Here is a 24,160-nt window from a genome sequence, read left to right as displayed (position 1 = left end):
AAGGGTCTCTCTCACCGGCCAAACAAGGTTGAGATTCGCTCGCCGACTTCCGGCTGATGCATTGTCAACGCGTGCATCGCCAGCTCACGCTCAATGACCGCGGGGAGGTCTTCGCGCAGCTTGCGATTTAGATGGTGCTTGAGCGTGACCAGCGACAACCGGGGCTTGTCGGCCAACTCCATCGCCAACTCCAGGGCGTGGGCCAGCACCTGGGCACGCGGTAACACTGCAAACGGCGCGCCGCGTGCTTCAAGTAGCGCACCACTGTAGCTCTGCGCCGCCAGGAGCATTTCCTGGCCGAGGCTACCGAGCCGGGAGGGCAGGATATAGGTCGCGCCCATGCCGGGGGTAAAGCCGTACTTCATGAAGTTGGCGGTATACAGGCTCTCGCGGGACAACACCACGATGTCGCAGAACAAGCCCATTACCAGGCCGCCGCCGATAGCATGCCCCTGCATCGCGGCGATCACCGGGATCTTGCATTCAAATGCAAGGCTGTAGACATTGGCATCGGTAAAATCGCCACGCGTCTGGTTCAAGGCAAGCAGCCCTTCGCGGGTGCCGCCACTGCAAAAAAAACTGTCGTAGCCCGTGATCACCACTGCCTTGTAGGCGTCGCTGGCGTTGATTCGCGCATAGGCCTGTATCAATCCGTCGATCAACGCCGGCGTGAAGGTATTCTTATGCTCACGGTCCTGGAGCGTGAGCACCACTACCCCGTCGTCACGCGCCTGAAAATCGATGACACTGTCCATCGGCACTCCTCTTTGCAACGACTCGCCAGCCATGGGCGCGCCCGTCAGGCACATCAATCAGGCTCCCATGGGAACAGGCCGTGGCTGACATAGCGGTGGATGTTTTCGCGGGTGCGCGGGTTGCTGAATACCTGGTGATTTTGCTCGATGGCCATCTGTCGGGCGTCGAACGGTAACGTGGACAGCCTGTTCATATAGCCCTTGTATTGCTCGACGCCATGCTTGGACAGGCGCCGCAAGCGCAACAGGTGGCGGCGCAGCAACGCATCGCTATCGCTTGCCACGTCGTCCGCCAGCCCCCACTGGCTGGCCTGTGCCGCACTGACCGGCTGGGTCGACAGCGTCAGGTAATGCGCGCGCTGGAAGCCCACGCGACGAATCAGAAACGGCAACACACACGCCGGCATTACGTCAAAGATGAGTTCCGAGAGGCTGAACTGGGCATCGGTATGGCTGAGAACGATGTCACTCGCAGCCACGAAGCCCATGCCCCCGGCGTTGGCCTTGCCCCGTACATGACTCACCGTGATGAACGAACCGGTAACCATACGCTGCCAGATTTCATAGAGCCGCTCTGGTTGATGGCGTTCGCTGGCGCCGCGCACGGCGTCGTCATGCATGCCTTGGAAATCTGCGCCGAAACAAAAAACCTCGGGCCCGCCTTCAAGCACCAGCACGGTCGAATGCGCCTGGCAGTGTTCCAATACCCATAGGCATTCGTCGACCATTTGGCGGTTGATCGTATTGTTCGACTCAGGACGCGCAAAACGCAGGAATGCCAGGCTGCCTTCAGTGCGAAACTCGGTGGCCTGGAAGTTCATGGCTGGAAACTGTATTCGCGGTGGTAACCGTTGATCGCGCTTAACAGTAACTTGCCCGACAACCCTCCCGCCGCGATTACGCTGTCGGTGACTGGACAGGCGACGGTGTGGTCGCGGGTACCAAACCGCACGGCGTCATTGCCCAGCAGGATTGACTCGTACTCAGCCAGGCTCAGGCTATAGCGACTATCGAGTTGTTGTGCGATGGCCTGGGCAGACAGGTGATCACGACTCTGGGGCGTGACCGTACCGCTGAAAAACTCCGAGCAGCAACCCGAGCCATAGGAAAAGCATCCAATACGCCGAGGCTCATCGAACCGCGCGGTGCTGATGATGCCGGCCAGGGACAGAAACATCGTGGCCCCCATGATATTGCCCACGCGTTGGCAGTACGCCAGCCCGGGCGCCACACGCTGGGCGAAATCAGCTTCGATGGCTGGCGGGTCGGCTGGCGCGAACTTGCGCATCATCAAGCGGTGCGCGCCTTTGACCATGCCACCAAAAGGCGTGTGAAACGCCAGGTAGTCGAACGTGCGCGCATAGTCCACGTCGTCGACCCGAAGGCGATATTCATTGAAGGTTTGCTCACAGCAATCCAGGTACGACATCAACGATAGATCTGCGTCCCCGGCTTCGCTGTCGGGCTCCGGCCGACAGGTGTCCATCACCTCGAAGCTGTAATAACCACTGGCGCCGATGTCGAGGCTGAATACATGCGGCTTGTCACTGATCAACATGGCCACTGCGCCCGCACCGCCACTGGGTTCCGAAAAAGCCCAGTCCTGCGCTGCGGCGCCGCCTTCACCAATCATCAGGAAGCGACACAGGTCCACTGCGACCACCAGTGCCTTGGCATTGGGCGAGGTCTGGGACAACACGAACTGCACCGCGCTATGAAAACCGGCAGTGCCCGAGTAGCAGGCCTGCTTGAGTTCGAAAACCCGGCAGTTTTTTTTCAGCCCCAAGTAGTCATGCACATAAGTACTGACGGACTTGCCGAAATCGATTCCCGACTCGGTACAGGTAATCAACAACTCAATCTGATCGCGCTCTTGCGGGCTCAAGGCATCGATCAGTGGCTTGGCGGCATTCACGGCAAACGTCACCGGGTCTTCGCTGTGCAACGCCACGCTCTTTTCGTGCATCAACAGGTTGCCGAAACGCTGGGAGTCCAGCTTGCGGTGTCGCGCAAGCATGGTCACATCCAGGCTCGCCGCGCCGCCAAATACGTTCATTGCCTCGATACCCACTTGCCTCGTCATTGCAGCCTTCCTGAGTTTTCCAGACACAACGCTGTATTGATGCCGCCGAAGCCATAGCTGAGGTTGAGTGCACAGCGCAGGGCGTGCTGTTCAGCGCGGTCGCAGACCCATGCGAACCCGGTATCCAGGGGGTGATCCAGGTTGCGGTTGGGGTGCAGTTGCCCGGCCTTCATTTGCAGTACCGTGGCTATGGTCTCCACCAGCCCGGCAGAAGCCAGGCCATGACCGATGAGGGACTTGGTCGCGTTGATCGACGCCTCGCGCAAGCCGCAATGAGCCAAGGCACGCAGTTCGGTTTCATCACCCAGTACCGAGCCACTGCCGTGCGGGTTGATATAGTCCACCTGGCGCGCCTGCCAGCCCGACTTGTCCAGGGCCTGGCGGATCACACAGGACTCCCCGTCAAACGAAGGGTTGGGGTTGCGATTGCCGTCCATCGCCACTGACCAGCCGGCAATCCGCGCATACGGCGAAACGCCACGGCGGCGCACGCTGGCCTCGCTTTCAATCACCACGACTGCACTGGATTCACCGTAGATGAACCCATCGCGATCACGGTCAAAAGGGCGGCACGCCAGGGCCGGACTCTCGGCAAAACGGTCCGAGCCCATCGCCCCCAGGGAGCGAAAGCCATGGCACTCCCAATACGACAGATCCATCACCGGCGCCAAGGCAATGCACACGTCCACATCCCCGGCTCGCACAGCCTGGGCCGCATTGATAATCGCCATCTGCCCACTGGCCGACGCAGCCCCCAGAGTGTAAGCGAACCCCCGAATGGGGAAGCGCTCGGTGCAAACTCCACACAGGTCGGTATCGAGAAACTGCGTCGCGTAGCTGGGCTTGATGAAGTACGGGGTCAGCGCGCAAGGCGCATGGGCCTGCTCGATGGCGCGCTGCTGGAAGTTAGAGCCACCGACCACCAGGCCGATACGCGTCGGGTCACACTGATCCAGCTGCGCATCCGCCCACGCTTCTGCCAAGGTCGCCAGGGCAATGCGCGCAGAGAACGACATACCCCGCGAACCGGATTCCAGGTTGGCGCCGGCTTGCTCGTCCACATCGATTTCAGCACCGATGAATGTGCTTTCCAACTGACGACCCGGGCGGCGCATCATCGAAAAAGCATGATTGCCAGCCAGCAAGGCCTGGATAAAGTCATGCTGACCGGTGCCGATGGACGAAGCCACGCCCAGCCCGCTGATCAACAGCCCTTGCGTGTCAGAGCTTGCCATGAAGCAACTCGGCCAATTCGCCGATATTGCGAGCGGCCTGCGTCTGCACCATTGGCATGCGCAACCCAAGGGCGCTCAAAGTCATGGCGACGATGTCGGCGCGGTCCATCGAATTGGCGCCCAGGTCCACCAGGCGGTCGTTCCGGGCGATGGGTTGTTGAAGCTCAGGGAGGGTTTCGCGGGCATGCTTGACGATCAAATCGAAGACTTCGGCCTGGGTCATTTATCTATCCTTTAGCCGGCTCAACCGGTGGTTGCTCAGGGGGTGCAGCGACTAACTTAGCGGATCGAAATCGGCGGGAAACCTATAAGACCTTGTAGTAGTCAGTGATCGCGGTCTGGGCTATACCCAGCAACCGTGTGAACACCCAAGGATCGCTACCGATGCCCCGACACATCTGTATCACCGGCGCCTCAGGCTTTCTGGGCAGCCATATTGTGGAAAAGCTGCTGCACCACGGCTGCACCGTCTACGCCCTGTTGCGCCGCCCCACTGCGCATTTGCAAGGCCTGGCAGCCCGCCACGCGCAACTGCGCCTACACGTAGTCGACCTGGCGCAGCCAGGCGCGTGCAATGCCCTGTTCAGTGAGTGCGACACCGTTATTCACTGCGCCGCCAGCGTCACTAACAACGCCCGGCCTGGCTCGCGGCTTTGGCAGCAAACCCTGGAAATGAATGTCAACGGCACGCAAAACGTAATCGACGGCATACGCCAGGCCGCCAGCGTGCGCACCTTCGTGTACACCTCGTCGATGGCGGCCATTCTGTCGCCAGACATGCCTGCCGGGCACGCCTTCAGCGAGGCCGACTGGAACCATGCCTCCCTGGAAGCCAGCGACCCATACTGGTATTCCAAGACAGCCGCCGAGCGACTGGTGACGGACGCCTTCCAGCCCTGGCCCTGCGAGCCTCGCGTGGTGTGCATCAACCCATCGGTGATCATCGGGCCGGTGCTCGACCCCCGGCATGCTGCCACCAGCATTGCCATCCTCCATGACCTGCACACGGGCAAGACACCGGCCTGCCCGGACCTGAACTTTCATTTCGTGGATGTGCGCGACCTGGCCGAACTGCATGTGCGCGCGGCGCTGGATGACGTCATTGAGGGGCGCTTTATCGTGCCGGGCCATGAGGCTTCGATGCTGGAACTGGCCACAATGATCAAGCAGCGCTTTCCCGACAGCAAGGCCCCCCAAAGACGAGCACCCGACTGGTTGATGTACCTCAGCGCGATGCTGAACCCACGCCTGTCGCGTCGCTATCTGCGACAGAACCTTGGCGTGCGCCGGGTATTCGATGACCAGCGCGCCAGGCGCGCCTTTCAATTGAGCTATCGGCCGCTGGAACACAGCGTCGCCGATACCCTTCAATCATTATCCCCGACAGCACCCTGAATCAAGGTTGCGCAGGGCACCTAGCCATGCGCTACCAGGAGATTGACCAGATCGCCTACGGTGTCAAACTTGTAGGCCTCGTTGTTCAGTTGTGCAAACTGGAAATTCGAGCGTTCCTGCAAGCGCGTGAGCAATATCAGCTTGTGCAGGGAATCAATGCCCAGTTCACCCTGCAAGTGCGTTTCAGTCTCGATCGACGCCGTCTCCCATCCCGGCAACTTCAACTCACGGATCGACTCACTGACCGTTTGCTGCGCCACGTTGATTTCCATCTTCACCTCCTCCTACAAGCGACAAAAACGCCGGCGCGTGCAGGCGCCGGCGCGGATTAGAATTGCAATACGATCTTGCCGAACACATCCCGCTCGCGCAGGCGCTGCAAGCCACTTTCGAAACCGGCCACCGGCATCACGCAGTCGATCACGGGCAACACGCCCTGCTGGATCAACGCCAATGCATCGCGCAGCCCACTCAGGGGCGCACCGAAAGAGCCATGAATGTGAATTTGCTGATTGAACAGGTGCATCAGGTTAGTGGGCGCCTCCACGCCTGTGGTCGAGCCGCAGATCACCAGGCGGCCGCCACGCGCCAGGCTCAGGAGACTCTGCTCCCAGGTATCGGCCCCCACATGCTCGAACACCACGTCGACCCCGCGGCGTGCCGTCTGCTCGCGAATCACCCGCAGGAATCGCTCCTCACGGTAATCAATCACATATTCGGCGCCCAATGCCCGGGCACGCTCAACCTTGTCGGCACGACCAACCGTTGCGAATACCGTGACGCCCAGGTGACGGGCCAGGCGAATGGCGATTGAGCCGATCCCGCTGCCTCCCGCGTGCACCAGCAGGGTTTCGCCGCTCATCAGGCGTGCGTTGTCGATCAACATATGGTGCACCGTGGCGAAGGTCACCGGCGCGCAGGCCGCCATTTCCATGGGCACGCCAGCAGGTATCGGCACCAGCATACGCAGCGGGACATCGACGTACTCGGCGGCAACCCCGTCGCAATGAAACCCCATTACGCCGGGCGAGTCGGCGCACAGGTTCTCCCGGCCGGCTAGACAGGCCGGGCAGCACCCACAAAATACACTGGGGTAGATCGCCATGGCCTGCCCGATCAGTTCGGGGTCACTACCTGGCCCCACGTCCTGCACAAAGCCTGCGCCTTCGGCACCCACCGTGACAGGCAATGTCCGTCGTGCGAAGGCCATCCCGCGGTAACCGAAAAGATCCAGGTGATTAAGCGTCATGAACGCCATGCGCACCCGTGCGTGACCCGGCGCGGGCCTGGCAGGCAACACCAGCTCGCGCAGCGCCAGGCGCTGTTTATCAACCAGTTGAAGCGCCCGCATCAAACCTCCTCATTACAGGTTGGCTAGCCGGCCATGCTGCGTGACAGGCCACCATCGACGGTGAGATGTTGCCCGTTGATGTAGCTGCCGGCCTCTGAAAACAAAAACGCCGCCAGCCCCGCCACTTCTTCCGGCGAACCATAGCGACCCGCTGGGATCCGCCGGTCGATGGCCGAACGCTGTTCGGCGTAGCGATCCAGCAGTGCCGTCTCGATAAAACCCGGCTCGATACAATTGATCGTGATAGCGCGCGAGGCGACTTCGGTCATGCTCGAACGTACAAAACCCCGCAGCGCTGCCTTGCTGCTGGCGTACAACGCATTTCCCTTCATACCGAAGTCGGCTGCGACCGAGCCGATGCACAGGATTCTGCCTGCGCGGCGCATGGACATGGGCCGCACCAGGGCCTGGTACAACTGCACAAATGCCCAGAAATTGACTTGCATCATGTGCCGCGCGGTATCCAGGTCCGCAACGGCGGCCAGGCTGTCCTGGCTGACGCCCGCGCAATGCACCAGACCATAAATGTCTTCTGCCTCCAGCGAGCGGCACAGGCCCTCCACGGCCAAGGCATCGCCCAGGTCGCAGCCAACCCAGCGTGCGCTGCCTGCGCCGTATCGGGCGTCCAGCTCTTCGCACAAGGCAACGCCCGCGCTGATGCCACGGTGCCCGACAATCAACACGACAAACCCGGCCTGCACCAACGCCGTGGAAATACTGGCGCCAATGCCTCGGCCGCCGCCGGTAACGACTACCTGCCTACGCATGCCTGAATCTTCCGGGGCCAACCGACGGCCCAGGTATCACTCATGCCGAGGCTGCCGCACGAGCAGCGATCTGGGCAACGAAGTGTTCCATCACGAAGTAATCAGTCATTGCCGCGTTGCCTTCGTTGACGGCACTCATCCATTGGCCCACCGGGATACGGATGTCGTAGTGCTTCTCGATGCAGAACACCGCATCGAGAAAATCCACGCTATCGATCCCCAGATCGGCGAACAAGTTGGTGGTCGGTTCGATATCGCCGGGTTGAACCTTGCAACTGGAAGCCAGCGTACTGACTACGAACGTATAGATTTCTTCCATGTACATGTTCCGCCTTTCAGGGTTCATGGGAGGGACTGTCGGGCGCAATGTACAAGAGTGCCCGAGGGCTGCCACCTATCAGCGCTTATAGGTTGAGCACTGCGTACTGCGCTTTTTCCTGGCGCAGGCGGCAAAATCCAGCAGGGTCTTGCCCAGGCTGAGCCACTCGCTCAGGCCGGGCTTAGGCAACTGGTGGCGGGCCATACGTTGCAATTGATGTTCGTACCACGACACATCGAGCGTCGCGATGCGGTCCAGGGCGGCAAAGCCTGTACTCAAGGGCCGCAGGTCGACACGGTAAGTGGCTTCGGACAACAGCTTGACCGGCATGTCCGGCTCCAGCGCCAGTGGACGTGCCAGCCCAATGAAGTCGGTGGCCGCGTCTCGCAGCGCCGCGGTCATCGCAGCGCCAGAGCGGAAACCACCGGTGACTACCAACGGCAGCGTACTGACCTCGCGCACCCTGGCCGCGTAATTGAGAAAGTAGGCTTCGCGCTCGCGGGTGCTGGCGGCCTGGTTGCCGACCATCACCGGGCTTTCGTAGGTGCCGCCGGATATTTCCAGTTGATCGAGCCCCAAATTGCCAAGGGCTACCACCACCTGCAACGACTCCTCTTCGGTAAAGCCACCCCGCATGAAGTCCGCCGAGTTGAGTTTGATCCCCACTGGAAACGCGTCACCCACCACGCTGCGGATCGCCTGGTAGACCCGGACCAAAAAGCGCATGCGGTTGGCCAGGCTCCCGCCCCACTGGTCGCTACGCTGATTGTGCAGCGGTGACAGGAACTGGTTGATCAGATAGCCATGGGCCGCGTGGATCTGCACGCCAGTGAACCCGACGACCTTGGCCAGTCGCGCACTGGTGGCGAACTGCGCAATGATCTTTTCGATGCCGTCCTCAGTCAGTGCGCGCGGGCAATTGAAGTGTTTTTCCAGCCCGCTGCCCAGGCTGATGGCCGATGGCGCCACCGGCTCGTCGCACAGCAGCTTGATGATCTGCTTGCCCGGATGGTTGAGTTGGGCCCATAGGTGCGTGCCATGGCTACTGCCTGCCAGGGCCCAGCGCCGGAATGCATTCAGGTCGCTGTGGGCATCCAGCACGACGTTTCTCAACTCGCCGATGGCATTGCGATCGACCATGATGTTGCCGGATATCGACAAACCTATGCCGCCCTGTGCCCACTGGCGGTAGAGGTTCTCCATGCCAGACCCTGGATCATGGCGTCGATCTCCGAGCTGTTCGCTCATGGCGGCCTTGACCAGGCGGTTTTTCAGGCGCACGCCATTGGGCAGCACGAAGGAGCTGCCCAGATCGGGCAGCGCTGGACTCTGGTCCATGGTCACATTCCTTGAGAGTGAAGAGTGATCGGTCATTGGGTGGCGGCCTCGTTCCGGCTTTGCAGGAATTCGGCCAGGGCACGAATGGTGGCGTGCTGTACCAGCCAGCGCGGCTCCACCAGCCAACCCAAGGCCCGACTCAATGCCGAAGACACCTGCATGGCGCCCACCGAGTCCATGCCATACCGGGAAAACGCGGTGTCCAGGTCAGGCTCATCAACCACCAGCACCCGCTCAATCACTTCGCGCACTTGCTCAAGCAGTGCACCCGCGCCGACCGTTGCCGGCCGGGGTGCGCTGGGGAAGAACAAGCGGTCGAGACGGTCAATGGTCGCCTCATCCAGAGCGTCGAGTTCAAAACGGCTGAGCACTTTGCACCATTGCGCGGCATCCGGCGTCGCCCCGGCCTCGCACGCCTGTTCCCAGGCGTGCAGTTGGGCGTGCAAGCCGATGGCATCGCCAGCCGGCGGCACACTCGACGCGGGTAAAGGTTCGATGCCCAGACCGCGACAGGCCAGGGCCGGATCGAGCACTTTCATCGCGCCGACCACACCCGGTTCGGCGCCGGTATGCAGGTACTCGAACGCCGACTGCATGTCGATCAGCCCTAACCCAAGGGCCTGCAAATGCGCCGGGCGATTGGCCGGCATGTATCGATCCACGCACCAGGCACCCCAGGTGCAAGCACTCGATACGCCATGACGCTTGCCCTGGCGCTCAAGCGTCTGACGGTAGCGCACGAAAGCATTCTGGAACGCGGCGGCATACCCGTAATCGGCTGAACCACGGATGCCATAGGCCGCCATGGACGAAAACACGGTGAAAAACGTCAGGGGTTGATCGGCAGTGGCCAGATCCAGGTTTATCGTGCCCTTGACCTTGGCCCCAATCGAGCGTTCGAACGCCTCCCACTGCTTGGCCACAATCAAGCCGTCATCCACTAGCCGCGCCAAGTGAATCACACCCTGCAAAGGCCCGGCCGCCTGCACGCGACGCTCGACCACCTGTTGCAGCGCCGGCAGGTCAGTGATGTCGACGCTGCTGTAATCGACCGTGGCGCCCAATGCGCGCAGCACATCGCAGCGAGCCTGTTGCTCGGCGTTCGGCGCCGAGCGCGAGACGATGCTCAGGCGCGCCTGGAAGGTGCCCGCCAGTTCCTGGCACAACAACTCGCCCACCGGCCCCAGCCCGCCCACTACCAGGTAATGGCCATCGCGGCGAAAGCGCGGGGCTTGCGCCTCAGCCGCCTCACGCTGAACCAATAGCCGGCGCAAACGCTGGGTACCCTGGTACTTGACCACGGCTGGCGCACTGCCCTGACGGTCGGCGGCCAGCCATTCACGCACAATCAGCTGTAAATCGCTGGCGGGGCCGGCCACGGCGTCACATTCCAATAACGTCCAGCCGTGCCGAGCATTCTCCAGGCTCGCGGAAGCCGCAAAACCGCTGATTGCCTGGGCGTCACAGTCGCTGCCGGAACCGCTTGCGCGATACACGTGGAAGCACTCCACGGCATGCTCCCAATCGGTCGCCATCAGATGCCGGCTGACCTCCAACACTTGCTTGATCGCGTCCAACCCTCCGGGTGGCGACGCCCTCCCGTCGCTGGAGTTCTCACCGATGAAGAAGATCACCTCGGGTAACGCCCCCCGAGCCGGCAGTGCATCCGGCAGCAGGCGCTGGACGGACGGCGGCGGGCTCCCTGCCTGCGCCCACAGCGTGCAGAGCAGTTGGCTGAAGGCATCGAAACGCGCTTGTTCACGGGTGACCACCGCCACGCGCGCGCCAGACCTGGCCTTGATGCTTGCTGCCCAGTCAAAGTTGCTCGGCAGGTCGTGAGCCCGCCATTGCTCCGCGCAGAACAACCACTGGCCCGCCACCTCCTCTGCCGGTACCGCCGTCGGCTCCTCGACCTCGGGCGCCGATACCCAATAGGACTGACGCAAGAACGGATAGGTTGGCAATGGCACGCGACGCCGCTCATCGGCCATGAACAGGCTGGAATAATCCAGCTCATACCCTTGTACAAACGCTTGCGCCAGGGAGGTCAATGCCTCGCCACGTGTCGATTGATCGCGATTGCCCATCAGACGAATCAGGCACTCGCGGGCCGCCTGCAGCACCTCCTGTTGTTCAACGAAACGGCGTACGTCCCAATGCCCGCTGTGCACCGTCGCCTCGTCGCGCCCCTGCAACCAGCCTTCAAGACTTTGCTGCAATTGCCCGGCGTCATGGGTGACCATGGCCAGGCGCCATTCGTGGTGCTTGCGCCCCGCCATCAGCGTATAGGCCATCGCTGCCATGTCCAACCGTTGCACGGCCACACAGTGGGCAGCCAGATTGCTCGCCTGCTCGCGCAATTGCTGCGCGGAGCGCGCCGACAGCACTACCAGCCAGGGCCCGGCCCCGGACGCGCCGCGCTGTTGTGGAAGCGGCGCCTGCTCCATCACCAGGTGAGCGTTGGTACCGCTGAACCCGAAGGAGCTGACCGAGGCACGCCGTGGCACACCGTCGAGTGTGGCCCAGGGACGCAGTTGATCCGGCACATAAAAGGGGCTGCCCTGAACGGCGATGGCCGCATTGGCCTGGGTGAAACCTGCTGCCGGAGGCAACTGGCCGTGGCGCAGCGCCAGCGCCACCTTCAGCACACCGGCGACTCCGGCCGCAGTCACACAATGCCCAAGGTTGGATTTGATCGACCCCAGGGCACAGTAGCCTGCCTGCTGCCCAGGTCGGGCGAACGCTCGCGTCAAGCCTTCGAATTCGATCGGGTCGCCCAGCGGTGTACCCGTCCCATGGGCCTCCACCATCGAAATCGTACCCGGCTCAATCGCGAAGTCACGGTGCACCTGGCGAATCAGCCGCTCCTGGGATTGCGCGCTCGGCGCAGTGATGCCATTGCTGGCGCCATCCTGGTTACTGCCAATACCACTGATCACGCCATGAATATAATCGCCATCCGCCTGCGCCTGGCGAAGGCGCTTGAGGATCAGCACACCGACGCCTTCGGCGGGGACGAAACCGTCGGCACGCGCATCGAACGCGTGACAATGCCCGCTGGGCGAGAGCATGCCGGCGGTTTGCGCCGCCTGATAAAACCCGGCGGTTGACTGCACGAACACACCGCCGGCCAGGGCCATGTCGATCTCCTCGGTCCAGAGCGCCTGGCATGCCAGGTGGATCGCGACGAGCGAACTGGAACAGGCGGTATCCACGGCAATGGCCGGGCCCTGTAAATCCAGATGGTAGGCGATACGTGCAGGAATGATCGAGCTGGCGTTGCCCCAGAAGGCTTGCGCGGGCGCAGCTTCAGCGAACAGGCTGCGATAGTCGCTGGCACTGGCGCCTACATAAACCCCCACCGGTTGCCCCTCAGTCGCCTGCCCTACGTAGCCGGCATCTTCCAGTGCCGTCCAGGCCTGCTCGAGGAACAGCCGCTGCTGCGGATCCATGCAAGTGGCTTCAAGGCCAGAGATATTAAAGAACGACGCGTCGAACTCATCGATCCGGGATAACAGGCCACCGCGCTGGCACAGGCCCTTTCCTGACACATCGGCCTGGGAGCCGCGCAGGTCCCAGCGCTCGACCGGGGTGGTCAGGTCGCGGCCTTGGGCCAGATGTTCCCATAATTGCTCGAGGGATTCGGCGCCGGGAAAGCGGCCGCTCATACCAATGATGGCAATGGGTTCTCGCACGAAGGACTCGGGCGACTGAACCCTTGGCGCCGGGGCGGCGGCAGGCGAGGACGCTGTCGGCACTGCAACGGCCAAGGGCGCGACCGGTGCGGCTGCCGCACGTGTCACCGCGGGCTGCGGTAAGTGCGCGCCATGTTGCTCGACAATATGCCGGGCCAGACGCGTGGCGGTAGAAAAGTCGAAGAGTGCCGTAGTGCCCAGGTCGATGCCCAGGCGCTCATTCAATACCCGTACCAGGTTGACGCCGGTGATCGAGTCAAGCCCGTAATCGGAGAATGACTCCTGTGGATCGATCACCTCCAGGGCGACCTTCAATGCCTTGGCCACACTGGCCATGACTTCCTGGCGCACCTGGGTAAATTGATCCGCGGCCGCGGCCGGTACCGGTGCCGCCACGCCGTGTTGCAGCGCAGCAGCAGGCTGGGCGGCCAAAGCCACCTTCGGCGCCGCTGGTTGGCTGACACGCCGAGGCACCTGCACGACCCCGTTGCTGCGCGCCATCACCACTTGCTGTCCCAGCCCATGAAACGCCTGGCACGGGAACATCACCCCGCGATAACCCGCCTCTTCCAGCACCTGTTGCCAGCGCTCACTGGACAAGCCCGGCGTACCCGGCAGCCGCAACGCCTCGTCGCGATAACGCCACCAGCCCTCCAGCAGGCCGAAGGTCAGGTGACTGAACAGTGACGCCTGGCTCAGCTCGTTCAACAACAACCAGCCATCCGTCTTCAGCGCTGCCTTGGCGTGCTCGACCACTTGACGAATATCGGCGGTGGCATGCAGGACATTGGTCGCGATCACCACATCATAGCTGCCCAGTTCCAGGCCCTGCTGCACCAGGTCTTTCTCCACATCCAGGATGCGGTAATCCAGGTAAGACCGCCCCTCGCCATAAGCCGTCTGAGCGTGCATCAAAAACGCCCGCGACAGGTCGGTGTAGGCGTACTGCCCCACCTCGACACCCAAGCTATCCAGGCCCTGCAGCACCCTTGCACTGGTGCCGCCGGTGCCGGCGCCGATCTCAAGGATGCGCACCGGTGCCGCCCCGGCCTGGTGACCGGCGCGTACCCGCGCCAGCACCGCCTGGGTGATCACCTCGTTGAAATAGTCGGACACCGCATTGTGCTTGTAGATGCCCTCGACCCGCGCCATGGAACCCTCGGGGAACATCACCTCGGTCGCACGCAGGCGCCCACTCAGCACCGCAGGCAAGGCGCGCAGGCAGGCGTCAACCAACTGCGCCTGGGCACGCCGGTCGGCGTCGCCCTCGGCCTCGCGCAACGCACTGTCCCAGGCGGCCCAGGCACTCTCGGCGGCCACCACGCGCTGCACGCGCCAAGTGTCGCCATCAGTGGCCAGCCAGCCCTCATCGGCCAGCCAGCGCAGGCTGTGGGCCAGCCAACGAGGATCGACACCTACCGTCCCGCTGGAGCGTTCCTGCAAGCGCTGATACAGGGCTTGGGTGGTCTGCGGTGTGGGTTGGTCGAACAGCCCGGCTGCCTGCAATTGCACCAAAAGTACCTGGCATTGCGGCAGTCGTTCGCGCTGTGCGTCGCGGCGGTATTTGTCTTGCAAGGCCGCAGCGTGCGCACCATCGGCAGCTACCCACTGCGCCACATCAGCCTCAATGTGCAAAGGCCCGTTGGCTACCATTGCCTGGCTGACCCACTGATCGGCCTCGGCATTGCCGTCCAGGGTGATCGGCCGCAACGTCTTGATGAATGCCATCTGGTCCAGTGGGCTGGCCAGCAACGTGCGCACCGCCTGCATGGCCTCACGCGGCTCGATGGAGCCAATGCCTTCACGCTCCATGCGTTGCCGGTAGGCCGCTGACGACACCACGCCGATGCTCCCCCAATAGCCCCAGTTCAACGTTTTGACCGGTACCGACCCGCTGCTTCCCCAGCGCCGCGCCAGGGCATCTTTGAACACGCACCCCATCGCGTAGTTGGCTTGCCCGGCATTACGCGTGAAGGCGATCAAGGACGAAAAGAACAACACGAAATCCAGTGCCTGGCCACCGAACACCTGGGCCATGCGTACACTGATATCGACTTTGGCCTGCAAACTGCGCCGCAGTTGGTCTTCGCTCATATTCGCCAGGCTGCGGTCGTCCAGCACGATGGCTGAATGCACCAGGCCATCGATACGGCCGAAGCGGCTCAGGATCTGCTCGCAGGCTTGTTGCAACTGCCCGGCATCTGTGGCATCGACGCTCATGTAAAACGGACGTGGGCCGTGCAGCGCGACCTGATCAAGGGCTGCCTGAATGGAAGCATCCAATGCCCGGCGCCCCAACCAGACCACCTGGGCGGCGTGCTCGCGAGCCACGCTTTCGGTCCACACCTGGCCGATGCCGCCACTGCCGCCAATCACCACATACACGCCGTTGCTGCGATAAGCCGGCTGCGCGGACGCCTGCGGCCGATGAAGCAGCAACTGCCGGCCCTCCCAGACGCCATCGCGCAGGCGCCGCGAGGTATGCGCAGGGTCAACGGGCATCACCGCCAAATGTGTGGGGGCCAGACGCTCCTGATGCGCCAGATCTACGGCCTGTACCGTCCAATGCGGCATCTCCTTGGCGAGACTGCCCGCCAGGCCGTGGACGGCGGCGTGTACGGGTTGGGCGTCATGGGGCGTCCAAGCGTCGCGAGTCACCACCACATAATGCAGCGCACGCTTGTCAAACCCGCAACGCAGCAACGCTTGCACGATACGCAGCTGCTCCAGGGCGCACGCGTGCTGTTCATCGATCAGGCATTCATCGCCCGCGTGCCGGGCGGCACTCGGTGGGATGACTAGCACCAGGCGATCGAAGGCCGGCAACCCCTGGAACCGCGTCACCCACTGCTCGACACTGTCCGAGGGTACCGACGCACAACTGAGCAACGGCCCCTGCGCGCCCTCCAGGCTGCGCAGTTGCGAAGCATCGGCACCGATGACCAGTGTGGCCGTCGGCGAGGCAGTGACGGCCTGCATGGCCAACGGGCTCCACTGCGGCACCAGTAGCAGCTCGCCAGCCGGCAGCCCGACCTCTTCGTCCCCCTCGACAAGCCCCCCATTACCGGGCGGCGCCCACTGTCGAACCTTCAGGCCGCGCAGGCTGGCGCACAACCAGCCGAGCTCATCGAACAACTCAAGGTCATAACTCTCGCGCTGTGGGTCGCGGTTAACCTGTACCCACATGCGCGGTTCACACGCAGCAAACACCTGCAACTGGTCCAGGGCGAAAGGCACTTGCAGTAGTGCGCTTTCGTCGCTCAATACGCGCGTCGCTTGCAGCGCCGCATCCAACATTGACGGGTGCAGGCCGTAACTCGCCTCGAACGGCTGCGCTGCAGGCCACTCGATCAGGGCCAGGGCGTGCCCGTCGCCGACATACACCGCGCTGAGGCAACGGTGCGTTGCGCCATAATCGATGCCCAGGCCTGCATAGGCGTCGTAGAGCTGTCCGGGGTTACGCTCATGGAAGTCGGCGCTGCTGCGTAGCCGCGCGAGCAAGGCGGGTAGGTCCACCTGGGGACGGGTCGGCATGGGCACCTGTTCAATGACACCTCGTACGTTGAGCGCCTGTGCCTGGGCGCCGCTCGTGGCGATCTCAAAACGCACACGTGCGGTGTCATCGGGAAACAGGCGTACCCGCAGTTGTGCATCGCCGTCTTCCAGCACCAGGGGTGCCAACCACACCACATCGCTCAGGCGCACCAAGGCGCCCTGCTGGTCAGGCGTGGCCACCGCTACTGCTGCTTTTCGCGCCAGTTCCAGAAACGCGGAGCCCGCCATCATGGCCTTGCCTTGGACGTGATGATCGGCGAGAAAGCTGTCTCGCCCACTGACCTGGCAGGTAAAGCCCAGGCCCGTCAGGTCGGAACAGTTGAGCACGCTGAGCGGTGCCGCTTGCACACCGGGGCTGCGAGGGTGCTGCTGGCCGATATCGGAATTGATCCCCGTGTACCAAAAGCGTTCGCGGGCAAACGGATAGCCTGGCAAGGAAATGATCCTGCCCCAGCGTCCGGGCAACAGCGCCTGCCAGTCGATATCGCCGCCGCTGACCCACAGTGCCAACAGTTTGTCCTGCTGCCCGGTGGCCGCCCATTGCGCAACCATGGCCGACAGATCGTCTTCGCCCAACAGCCGAACCAGCGGGTTCTCATCCTGCCGGGCCGACCCGACCTGCACACGCCCGGATGTCAGCGCCCCTTGCAGATACTCGCGCAAACACGCCTGCACATCGTCGATAGAATGTGCCAGGAACCCCAGCCGCGCGTTGAGCGCTTCTCGACCGGTTTGCAGGGTATAGGCCAGGTCGTGCAGGGACAGGTCGTGCGCTTCTGGCGCGGCGCAAAATGCCAGGAGGCGCCGGGCCGAGGCTTGCAGGCGCTCGGCGTTGGCGCCGCTCAACAGAACGGCCACCGGCAGTGGCTGCCGGCTTTGCGACTCAGGCTGCGTCGGCGCCAGGTATTCCTCGATGATCAAGTGTGCATTCGAACCGCCGGCGCCGAAGGACGATAACCCGGCCAGGCGTGGGCGCTCCTCGGTGACGCCCTCTACGCGGCGCACCCGTCGCGGCCAGGGCGCCAAGTGGCGCTGGACTACGAAGGGTGACTGGGCAAAATCGATGGCCGGGTTGAGTACCTCACTGTGCAGCGAAGGCACCAACTGGCCCTTTTGCATTTGCAACAGGACTTTGGTCAGGCCGGCGATGCCGGCAGCACTTTCGCAATGACCGAGGTTGGATTTGACCGAGCCCAACGCGCAGAACGCTGTCTGGCCGGTGTAGTGCCGGTAAGCCTTGGCCAGGCCCGCCAGTTCGATAGGATCGCCCAGGGCCGTACCAGTCCCATGGGCCTCGACATAGCCCACATCGGCGGCGTCTACGCCGGCGGCGGCCAACGCCTGGGTGATCACATCGGCTTGGGCATTGGGGTTGGGTACGGTGAATCCATTGGCCTTGCCACCATGGTTAATCTGGCTGCCACGTATCACGCCGTAGATACGATCGCCATCGGCCACCGCCTGGCTCAAGGACTTGAGCAAGACCGCACCGACCCCCTCGGCCGGGACATACCCATCGCCGCCCTCACCGAAACTCTGGCAGCGCCCCTGGCTGGAGGCAAAATTCCCCTGGGCCAGGCCCAAGTATTTGTTGAGGTGCACGCTGACGTTGACGCCGCCTGCCAGTGCCACGTCGCAGTCACCGCTGCGAATGCCCTGGCACGCCAGATGGATCGCCGTCAGCGACGCCGAACACATCGAATCCACAGCCAGGCTGGGACCACTGAGCCCGAGGCTCCAGGACACCCGGTTGGCGATCGACGCACTGCTGCCGGACAACGCCATAGGGCGCCCCAGCAAGGTTTGCTCGGCACCGAACAGTTGGTACTCCTGGTACATGACCCCTACATAGACACCGGTGCGCCGCAATGCACCGGGGCTACGCAGGCCCAAGGCCATGCCGGCATCCTCAAAGGTCGCGTAGGCGCACTCCAGGAACACACGCTCCTGAGGGTCCATGTATTCGGCGTCGTGGGGTGAGATGTTGAAAAACAGCGGGTCGAACTTGTCCACGTCATCCAGGAAGCCTCCCCACCGACTCAGGGTCTTACCGCCGGGCAAGCGTCCCGGTTGCGCCAGGTCGCCCAGGCTCCAACGTTCGGCCGGCACTTCAGTGACACAATCGACACCCTCGGCCAGGTTACGCCAGAATGCCTGCAAGTCCTCAGCCTTGGGGTAGCGGCCGCTGAGGCCGACAATGGCGATCGGCTGCGCGAGCGAGGCGTCCGGCAGTGCGTTCACGGGCGCTACGGGCGTCGACTCGGCGACCGTAGGAGCCGGAGCCACGGGCCCACTACCGGCCAGTTCGCCGAGCCGCTCGGCATGCCTGCGCGTAAAGTAATCGGCCAGCTCTTTGATCGAGCTGTGTTCAAAGAACAAGGTCTTGGATAAGGAGCCAAAGGACTTTTCCAACTCGGCGGTCATCTGGATGACCATCAGCGAGTCAATGCCGTAGTGTTCGAAATGCCGGTCATCCTGGAGCTGGGCCGGGCTGACCCGGGTCACGGTCACCAACACGGTCCTGAGCAGTCCGATAATGAAATCCCTGGCGTGTCGGGTCTGGCTGTCGTCGCGTGTATCCATGGCGGGAGTCTTCTCCGTCAAATCGGTAAGAGGCGGCTGCACGATATGGTCGAGCAAAGCCTGGAGGCATTCGCAGCGCAAAAGGCGGGCGCCCTGCCCTGCCAGGTCACGTGTCTCGCTCAGGCGCTGCACCAGGGCCTGGCGCATAGGCAGGTCGAAGCCGTAATCGGCAAACGGCTGCTGCAGGTCAATGTCAGCTACGGGCACGCCGGTCAGCGCTGCCACGTTGGCCAGCAGCCACTGCTCGAGCGGCTCGACACGATGCGTCGTCGGCGTCAGCAGACGCCGCACACTCGATGCAACGCCGTAGTGCACCAGCGTGTTCGCCTGGCGGTGCTTGAACGCCTGATAAAGCGCGTGCAACCCGGCGTCGCGTGGCATAGGCAGAAGGCCCCAGGCCTGCTTGAGCAAGCCCAGGGACAACGCATCGATACGCATGCCGCCGTCGGCCCAATATCCCCAATCCACAGCCATGCTCAGGCCGTGTCGCAGGCCCTGCTCGGCTTGACGTTGGCGCGCGCGCACGACCCCATCCATAAAGCAGTTGGCCGCTGCGTAGTCGGCTTGACCGACATTGCCCAACTGCGCGCTGATGGACGAAGACACCAGGAAGAAATCGAGCACCACCTCAGCGGTGGCCGCATCGAGGTTCAACACGCCCTGGACCTTGGGCGCAAACACCTCGCGCACGTCTTCGGCGGTCTTTTGCAACAGGTAAGCGTCGCGTGTCACCCCCGCGTTATGCACCACGCCATCCAGCCGCCCATAACGCTCAAGGATCCGTTCGACCAGGGCCTGGGTGGCCAGCCGATCGCTGACCTCCAGGGTGACCACTTCGACCCGCGCCCCACGCTCACGCAAGCGATTGAATGCGGGGTGTAAGTGCGCCAAGCCCTCTAGCGTTGTTGGCCGATGCGTGGCCAGCACCAGGGTCGCCCCGGGTGCATGGCGGAAAATCTCTTCGGCCAGCACCTGGCCCATGCCGCCTGCGCCCCCGGTAATCAAATAGACCCCGGTCGCCTTCCAGGGCACAACACCGGGGCCGCTCGGCAACTGGCGCCAGACAAAGCTCTGCCACTGCCCGTCACACCAGCGTAAGCGTGGATCGCCCAGGGCCAGCGCCTGATTCACGACATTCACAAGCGACGCCGATGGCGCCTGGATCTCCACCAGCAGGCACTGGACCGTCAGCGCCGGGTTCTCCAATGCCGCCGTTTCGAGAATAGCCGCCAGGCCTTCGAAAAGTGCCCAAGGCCCATGTGGCTCCACCAGCAGTTGCACGTGCAACGGCCGGCCGTCAGCCTTGCGCAGGTGCGCCTGCAAGTGTGTGATCAACGAAATCGCGGCCTGGGTATAGCCCTCGCCCACAGGCCATTCACTCTCCACCAGCGAATGCCAGGGCAAGCCGTGCAGCGCCTGCTCCATCAGCAGTCGCTGCGGCGCGGCGGCCACCATCAACAGGCGCTCTCCAACAGAATCAGGTAACGCCATGGTGGCCTCGCGAGGCTGCCAGTCCCCCGTCCACAGGGTGCTCTCCCCGGCATCCAGCGAAGTACCGCCGGGATGCTGCGGTGGCGGTAGGGCGCGAAAACTCAACCCCTGCAATTGCGCACAGATCGTGCCGTTGGCATCGGCCAGTTGAATATCCACGGCCGGAACGCTCGCCCAACCTGCCGCCTGGCGGCGCACTGCATACGCCCATACCGGTTCAGCGGCACTGAACACATCCAGGCGCTCCAGGGAAAACGGCACCAGCGCCCGCGGCTCCGGCCAATCGCGCGCCAGCCAGTGGGCGGCGGCCTGCAGCGCCGAATCAGTCAGGCCTGGTTCGAGCAGCCAGCCGGTGTTGGGGGTCGCACCGGGGTTGCGCGCCAAGCGCACCAACAGTTGCTGCGGATGGTCGATATCGGCGCTGGCGGCGTACTCCACCAGGCAGCGAAAATTCACCCCGTAATCCACCCCCAGGCCAGTGAAGTGCCGGTAACAGTCATGTGCTGAATGAGGTGCCGTTCGGCAGGCCTCACGCAGGGCGGCCAGATCAAGCGCAGCGGGTGCGGTGGCCGGCGCAGCGTAGTGGCCGGCGCAGTGCACCTGCGCAGGGTGCCCGGAGTGGACCTCAACACCGCCAAGCCCTGTGTGTCGGCTCTGAACATCGAGTGTCACCCGTACCTCGACGGGCTCCGAGACCACGCGCAAGGGTGCCTGCCATACCAGGTTGATCAGGCTCAGTGGTGTCAAAGGTGTATGTGCAGCACGTGCAAGGGCGAGCACCTCCAGAAAAGCCACCCCGGGCACCACCGGCTCGCCGTTGATGCGGTGTTGATCAAGGAAGTATTCGTCACCCTCCAGGCGCAAGACCATGGCCGCCCCGTCATTGGGCATCATGGCGGCCGACAGCGGATGGGTAGCCTTGTCCTGGGCGGGCATCGCCTCCACTACCCAATAACGCTCCCGAGCAAAGGGGTAGCCCGGCAGGGGCATGCGCTGGCAATCCAGGGCGTCGAACAGCGGTGCGAAGTCCACTGCCTGGCCGGCTGCCCAGGCATCGGCAAATACAGCCAACTGCTGCAAGTAGTACAGAGACTGACCCGTGGCGCGAGCAGACAAGCCTTGCAATCGGCGCTGGTGTGCTTCGGCCAGATCGGCCGTGTCAGCCGGCATGCCTCTGCGCAGCGCAGCGATCAATTCGGCGCGGTCCGCGACCACAACATGGAAACGCTGCTCGAAACGCTGGCGCCCGGTGAGCAGGCTGTAGCTCATGTCTACGACTGCGAATGACGCGTCCCGCTCACATAACGCCAACAGGTCCGCCATGCGCTGGTGCAGTTGTTCGCGGGTGCGTGCATCGAGCACGATCAGTACCGCCGGCACCAGACTGGCCTGGTGGACGCGCAGGGGTGGCTGCTCCAGGACCATATGGGCATTGGTGCCGCTGAACCCGAAAGAACTGATCGCGGCGCGGCGCGGGGCCCCGTCAATCGCGGGCCAATCGCCCAGGTGCTGATTGAGGAAAAAGGGGCTGTCGGCGAAATCGATGGCCGGGTTGGTGTGTTGGAAATGCAAGGACGGCGGCAGTTGCCGATGCCGCATCGCCAACAGGACCTTGAACAGTCCTGCCATGGCGGCGGCGGTGGCGGCGTGCCCCATGTTCGACTTCACCGAACCGATCGCGCAGTAACCCTTGCGCTGGGTGTAACGGGAGAACGCCCCCTTGAGCGCCTGGAATTCGATCGGGTCACCCAGGCGCGTCCCGGTGCCATGGGCTTCGACCAACTGCACGGTGGCCGGGTCAATGCCATAGCGTGCATAGACCGACTCATGCAGACGCTGCTGGGACAACGCGCTCGGTGCAGTAATGCCATTGCTGGCGCCGTCCTGATTGATACCGGAACCGCGGATCAACCCATGGATGTGATCGCGATCAGCCAGGGCATCGGCGAGGCGTTTGAGCACCACCGCGCCTGCCCCTTCGCCAGGGACGAAGCCGTCCGCCCGGCTGTCGAAGGTATGGCAGGCGCCAGTGAGCGACAGCATGCTTGCCCGGTTGGCCTTTTGGTAAAACGCAGGTGTGGACTGAATGAAAACCCCACCCGCCAAGGCCACCTTTGTATCGCCGGCAAGCAGGCTCTGGCAGGCCATGTGGATGGCCACCAGCGCGCTGGAGCAAGCGGTATCGACGGTGATGGCCGGCCCTTGCAAGTCCAGGTAGTAGGCTATGCGTGCCGGCACGATCGAGGGGGCATTGCCCCAGAACGACTGGGGTGGCGGCATGTCATCGAACAGCTGGTCATAGTCGCCCTGTTCGCACCCGACGTAGACACTCACCTCGGCGCGGCGCTGTTCGCCCAGGCACCCGGCATCGGCCAGCGCGTTCCAGGCTTCCTGCAGGAACAGACGTTGCTGAGGGTCCATATAGGTCGCCTCAAGAGGCGAAATATTGAAAAACAGTGGATCAAACTCATCGATCCTCTCAATGAAGCCACCGCGGTCGCAGCCCTGGTCTGCGCCGGCATAGCAATGCCGAGGGTCCCAACGTTGCACGGTACTGACCAGGTCGGCACCAGCCGCCAGGTGCTCCCAGAAGGCATCCAGATCTCGGGACTGCGGGAACCGCCCACTGATACCGACAATGGCAATGGCTTGGTCATCAACCGCTGGCTGTGCCGGCTCGCCAGTCGGCGGGGTTACCGGCAAGGCGTCCGTAGGCTCGGTTGCAGGCGTTGCGAACTGCGGGTATTGGCCCAGCATGTAGTCGACGAGCCGGTTGATACTCGGGTAATCGAAGAGGCACGTCGTGTGCAGGTCAATTGCCAGGCGTGCATTCAGCTGGCGAACCAGCGCCACGCCAGTGATTGAGTCCACGCCGTAATCGGCGAACGGTTCATCGTCGCGAATGTCGCCCAGTTCAAATTGCAGGCTGCTGGCGACCAATTCGCGTACCGATGCCAGCAGCAGGAGCCGCCCATCCTCGGCGCGCCTGGCAGGCGCTGACACTGGCGCGTGACTCTCGGCCGAAGGTGCAGGTGCAGGCGTTGCCTGCGGTTCCCGGGCATGGCGCACCACTCCATCACTGCGCGCCATCACCACTTGCTGTCCCAGCCCATGAAACGCCTGGCACGGGAACATCACCCCGCGATAACCCGCCTCTTCCAGCACCTGTTGCCAGCGCTCACTGGACAAGCCCGGCGTACCCGGCAGCCGCAACGCCTCGTCGCGATAACGCCACCAGCCCTCCAGCAGGCCGAAGGTCAGGTGACTGAACAGTGACGCCTGGCTCAGCTCGTTCAACAACAACCAGCCATCCGTCTTCAGCGCTGCCTTGGCGTGCTCGACCACTTGACGAATATCGGCGGTGGCATGCAGGACATTGGTCGCGATCACCACATCATAGCTGCCCAGTTCCAGGCCCTGCTGCACCAGGTCTTTCTCCACATCCAGGATGCGGTAATCCAGGTAAGACCGCCCCTCGCCATAAGCCGTCTGGGCGTGCATCAAAAACGCCCGCGACAGGTCGGTGTAGGCGTACTGCCCTACCTCGACACCCAAGCTATCCAGGCCCTGCAGCACCCTTGCACTGGTGCCGC

General features: G+C 63.1%; 12 protein-coding genes. 1 reads left to right on the top strand and 11 read right to left on the bottom strand.

All coding sequences use genetic code 11. The annotated features are described in order from the left end of the window. Positions 1-11: 11 nt before the first annotated feature. Genes E4O98_RS02615 through E4O98_RS02595 form a run of 5 tightly spaced genes read right to left on the bottom strand, consistent with a single transcriptional unit; the run spans position 12 to position 4,296 of the window. A complete protein-coding gene (locus tag E4O98_RS02615) occupies positions 12-755 on the bottom strand; it encodes a polyketide synthase (protein WP_032877017.1) in 744 nt (247 codons plus the stop codon). Positions 756-808: 53 nt separating this feature from the next. Continuing rightward, positions 809-1,576, bottom strand: coding sequence for an enoyl-CoA hydratase/isomerase (locus E4O98_RS02610; RefSeq protein ID WP_032877018.1), 768 nt, complete (start codon positions 1,574-1,576; stop codon positions 809-811). After that, the gene (locus E4O98_RS02605; protein WP_032877019.1) at positions 1,573-2,838 is read right to left on the bottom strand and encodes a hydroxymethylglutaryl-CoA synthase; all 1,266 of its coding nucleotides are present in this window, start codon (positions 2,836-2,838) and stop codon (positions 1,573-1,575) included. Before E4O98_RS02605 ends, E4O98_RS02610 begins: the two co-directional genes overlap by 4 nt. Then, positions 2,835-4,073 (bottom strand): beta-ketoacyl synthase N-terminal-like domain-containing protein, encoded by a 1,239-nt coding sequence (locus tag E4O98_RS02600; RefSeq protein ID WP_032877020.1) that lies wholly within the window; start codon positions 4,071-4,073, stop codon positions 2,835-2,837. The genes E4O98_RS02605 and E4O98_RS02600 overlap by 4 nt, the downstream gene beginning before the upstream one ends. After that, positions 4,060-4,296, bottom strand: a complete 237-nt coding sequence (locus tag E4O98_RS02595; RefSeq protein ID WP_032877021.1) for an acyl carrier protein — start codon at positions 4,294-4,296, stop codon at positions 4,060-4,062. Before E4O98_RS02595 ends, E4O98_RS02600 begins: the two co-directional genes overlap by 14 nt. Before the next feature lie 161 nt (positions 4,297-4,457). On the opposite strand from E4O98_RS02595, the gene E4O98_RS02590 reads away from it, so the two are divergent. Continuing rightward, positions 4,458-5,468, top strand: a complete 1,011-nt coding sequence (locus tag E4O98_RS02590; RefSeq protein ID WP_248134082.1) for an SDR family NAD(P)-dependent oxidoreductase — start codon at positions 4,458-4,460, stop codon at positions 5,466-5,468. A gap of 20 nt (positions 5,469-5,488) precedes the next feature. Here the strand turns inward: E4O98_RS02590 and E4O98_RS02585 are convergent, their stop codons facing one another. The 6 genes from E4O98_RS02585 to E4O98_RS02560 form a co-directional block, all read right to left on the bottom strand. Continuing rightward, positions 5,489-5,740, bottom strand: coding sequence for an acyl carrier protein (locus tag E4O98_RS02585; protein ID WP_032877023.1), 252 nt, complete (start codon positions 5,738-5,740; stop codon positions 5,489-5,491). Between the two features lie 56 nt (positions 5,741-5,796). Further along, positions 5,797-6,819: a zinc-binding dehydrogenase gene (locus tag E4O98_RS02580; RefSeq protein ID WP_032877025.1), complete on the bottom strand. Its 1,023-nt coding sequence runs from the start codon at positions 6,817-6,819 to the stop codon at positions 5,797-5,799. Positions 6,820-6,842: 23 nt separating this feature from the next. Continuing rightward, positions 6,843-7,586 (bottom strand): SDR family NAD(P)-dependent oxidoreductase, encoded by a 744-nt coding sequence (locus E4O98_RS02575; protein WP_032877026.1) that lies wholly within the window; start codon positions 7,584-7,586, stop codon positions 6,843-6,845. A 40-nt stretch (positions 7,587-7,626) separates the two neighbouring features. Continuing rightward, entirely contained in the window at positions 7,627-7,905 is a 279-nt protein-coding gene (locus tag E4O98_RS02570; RefSeq protein WP_032881025.1) for a phosphopantetheine-binding protein, read from the bottom strand. A 78-nt stretch (positions 7,906-7,983) separates the two neighbouring features. Further along, on the bottom strand, positions 7,984-9,243 hold the full coding sequence (locus E4O98_RS02565; RefSeq protein WP_032877027.1) for an NADH:flavin oxidoreductase/NADH oxidase family protein: 1,260 nt from the start codon (positions 9,241-9,243) through the stop codon (positions 7,984-7,986). A 32-nt stretch (positions 9,244-9,275) separates the two neighbouring features. Continuing rightward, positions 9,276-24,122 (bottom strand): SDR family NAD(P)-dependent oxidoreductase, encoded by a 14,847-nt coding sequence (locus E4O98_RS02560; protein ID WP_248134079.1) that lies wholly within the window; start codon positions 24,120-24,122, stop codon positions 9,276-9,278. Positions 24,123-24,160: the final 38 nt, after the last annotated feature.

It is taken from the genome of Pseudomonas sp. W2Jun17, from assembly GCF_023127795.1.
Lineage (GTDB): Bacteria > Pseudomonadota > Gammaproteobacteria > Pseudomonadales > Pseudomonadaceae > Aquipseudomonas > Aquipseudomonas synxantha_A.
This window is presented reverse-complemented; position numbering and strand designations above follow the sequence as displayed.

Excerpts from the sequence above, each read along its gene's own strand:
- E4O98_RS02575 (WP_032877026.1), bottom strand. The coding sequence starts at position 7,586 with ATGCGTAGGCAGGTAGTCGTTACCGGCGGCGGCCGAGGCATTGGCGCC.
- E4O98_RS02590 (WP_248134082.1), top strand. The coding sequence starts at position 4,458 with ATGCCCCGACACATCTGTATCACCGGCGCCTCAGGCTTTCTGGGCAGC.
- E4O98_RS02610 (WP_032877018.1), bottom strand. The coding sequence starts at position 1,576 with ATGAACTTCCAGGCCACCGAGTTTCGCACTGAAGGCAGCCTGGCATTC.
- E4O98_RS02595 (WP_032877021.1), bottom strand. The coding sequence starts at position 4,296 with ATGACCCAGGCCGAAGTCTTCGATTTGATCGTCAAGCATGCCCGCGAA.
- E4O98_RS02570 (WP_032881025.1), bottom strand. The coding sequence starts at position 7,905 with ATGGAAGAAATCTATACGTTCGTAGTCAGTACGCTGGCTTCCAGTTGC.
- E4O98_RS02565 (WP_032877027.1), bottom strand. The coding sequence starts at position 9,243 with ATGGACCAGAGTCCAGCGCTGCCCGATCTGGGCAGCTCCTTCGTGCTG.
- E4O98_RS02580 (WP_032877025.1), bottom strand. The coding sequence starts at position 6,819 with ATGCGGGCGCTTCAACTGGTTGATAAACAGCGCCTGGCGCTGCGCGAG.
- E4O98_RS02600 (WP_032877020.1), bottom strand. The coding sequence starts at position 4,073 with ATGGCAAGCTCTGACACGCAAGGGCTGTTGATCAGCGGGCTGGGCGTG.
- E4O98_RS02615 (WP_032877017.1), bottom strand. The coding sequence starts at position 755 with ATGGACAGTGTCATCGATTTTCAGGCGCGTGACGACGGGGTAGTGGTG.
- E4O98_RS02585 (WP_032877023.1), bottom strand. The coding sequence starts at position 5,740 with ATGGAAATCAACGTGGCGCAGCAAACGGTCAGTGAGTCGATCCGTGAG.
- E4O98_RS02605 (WP_032877019.1), bottom strand. The coding sequence starts at position 2,838 with ATGACGAGGCAAGTGGGTATCGAGGCAATGAACGTATTTGGCGGCGCG.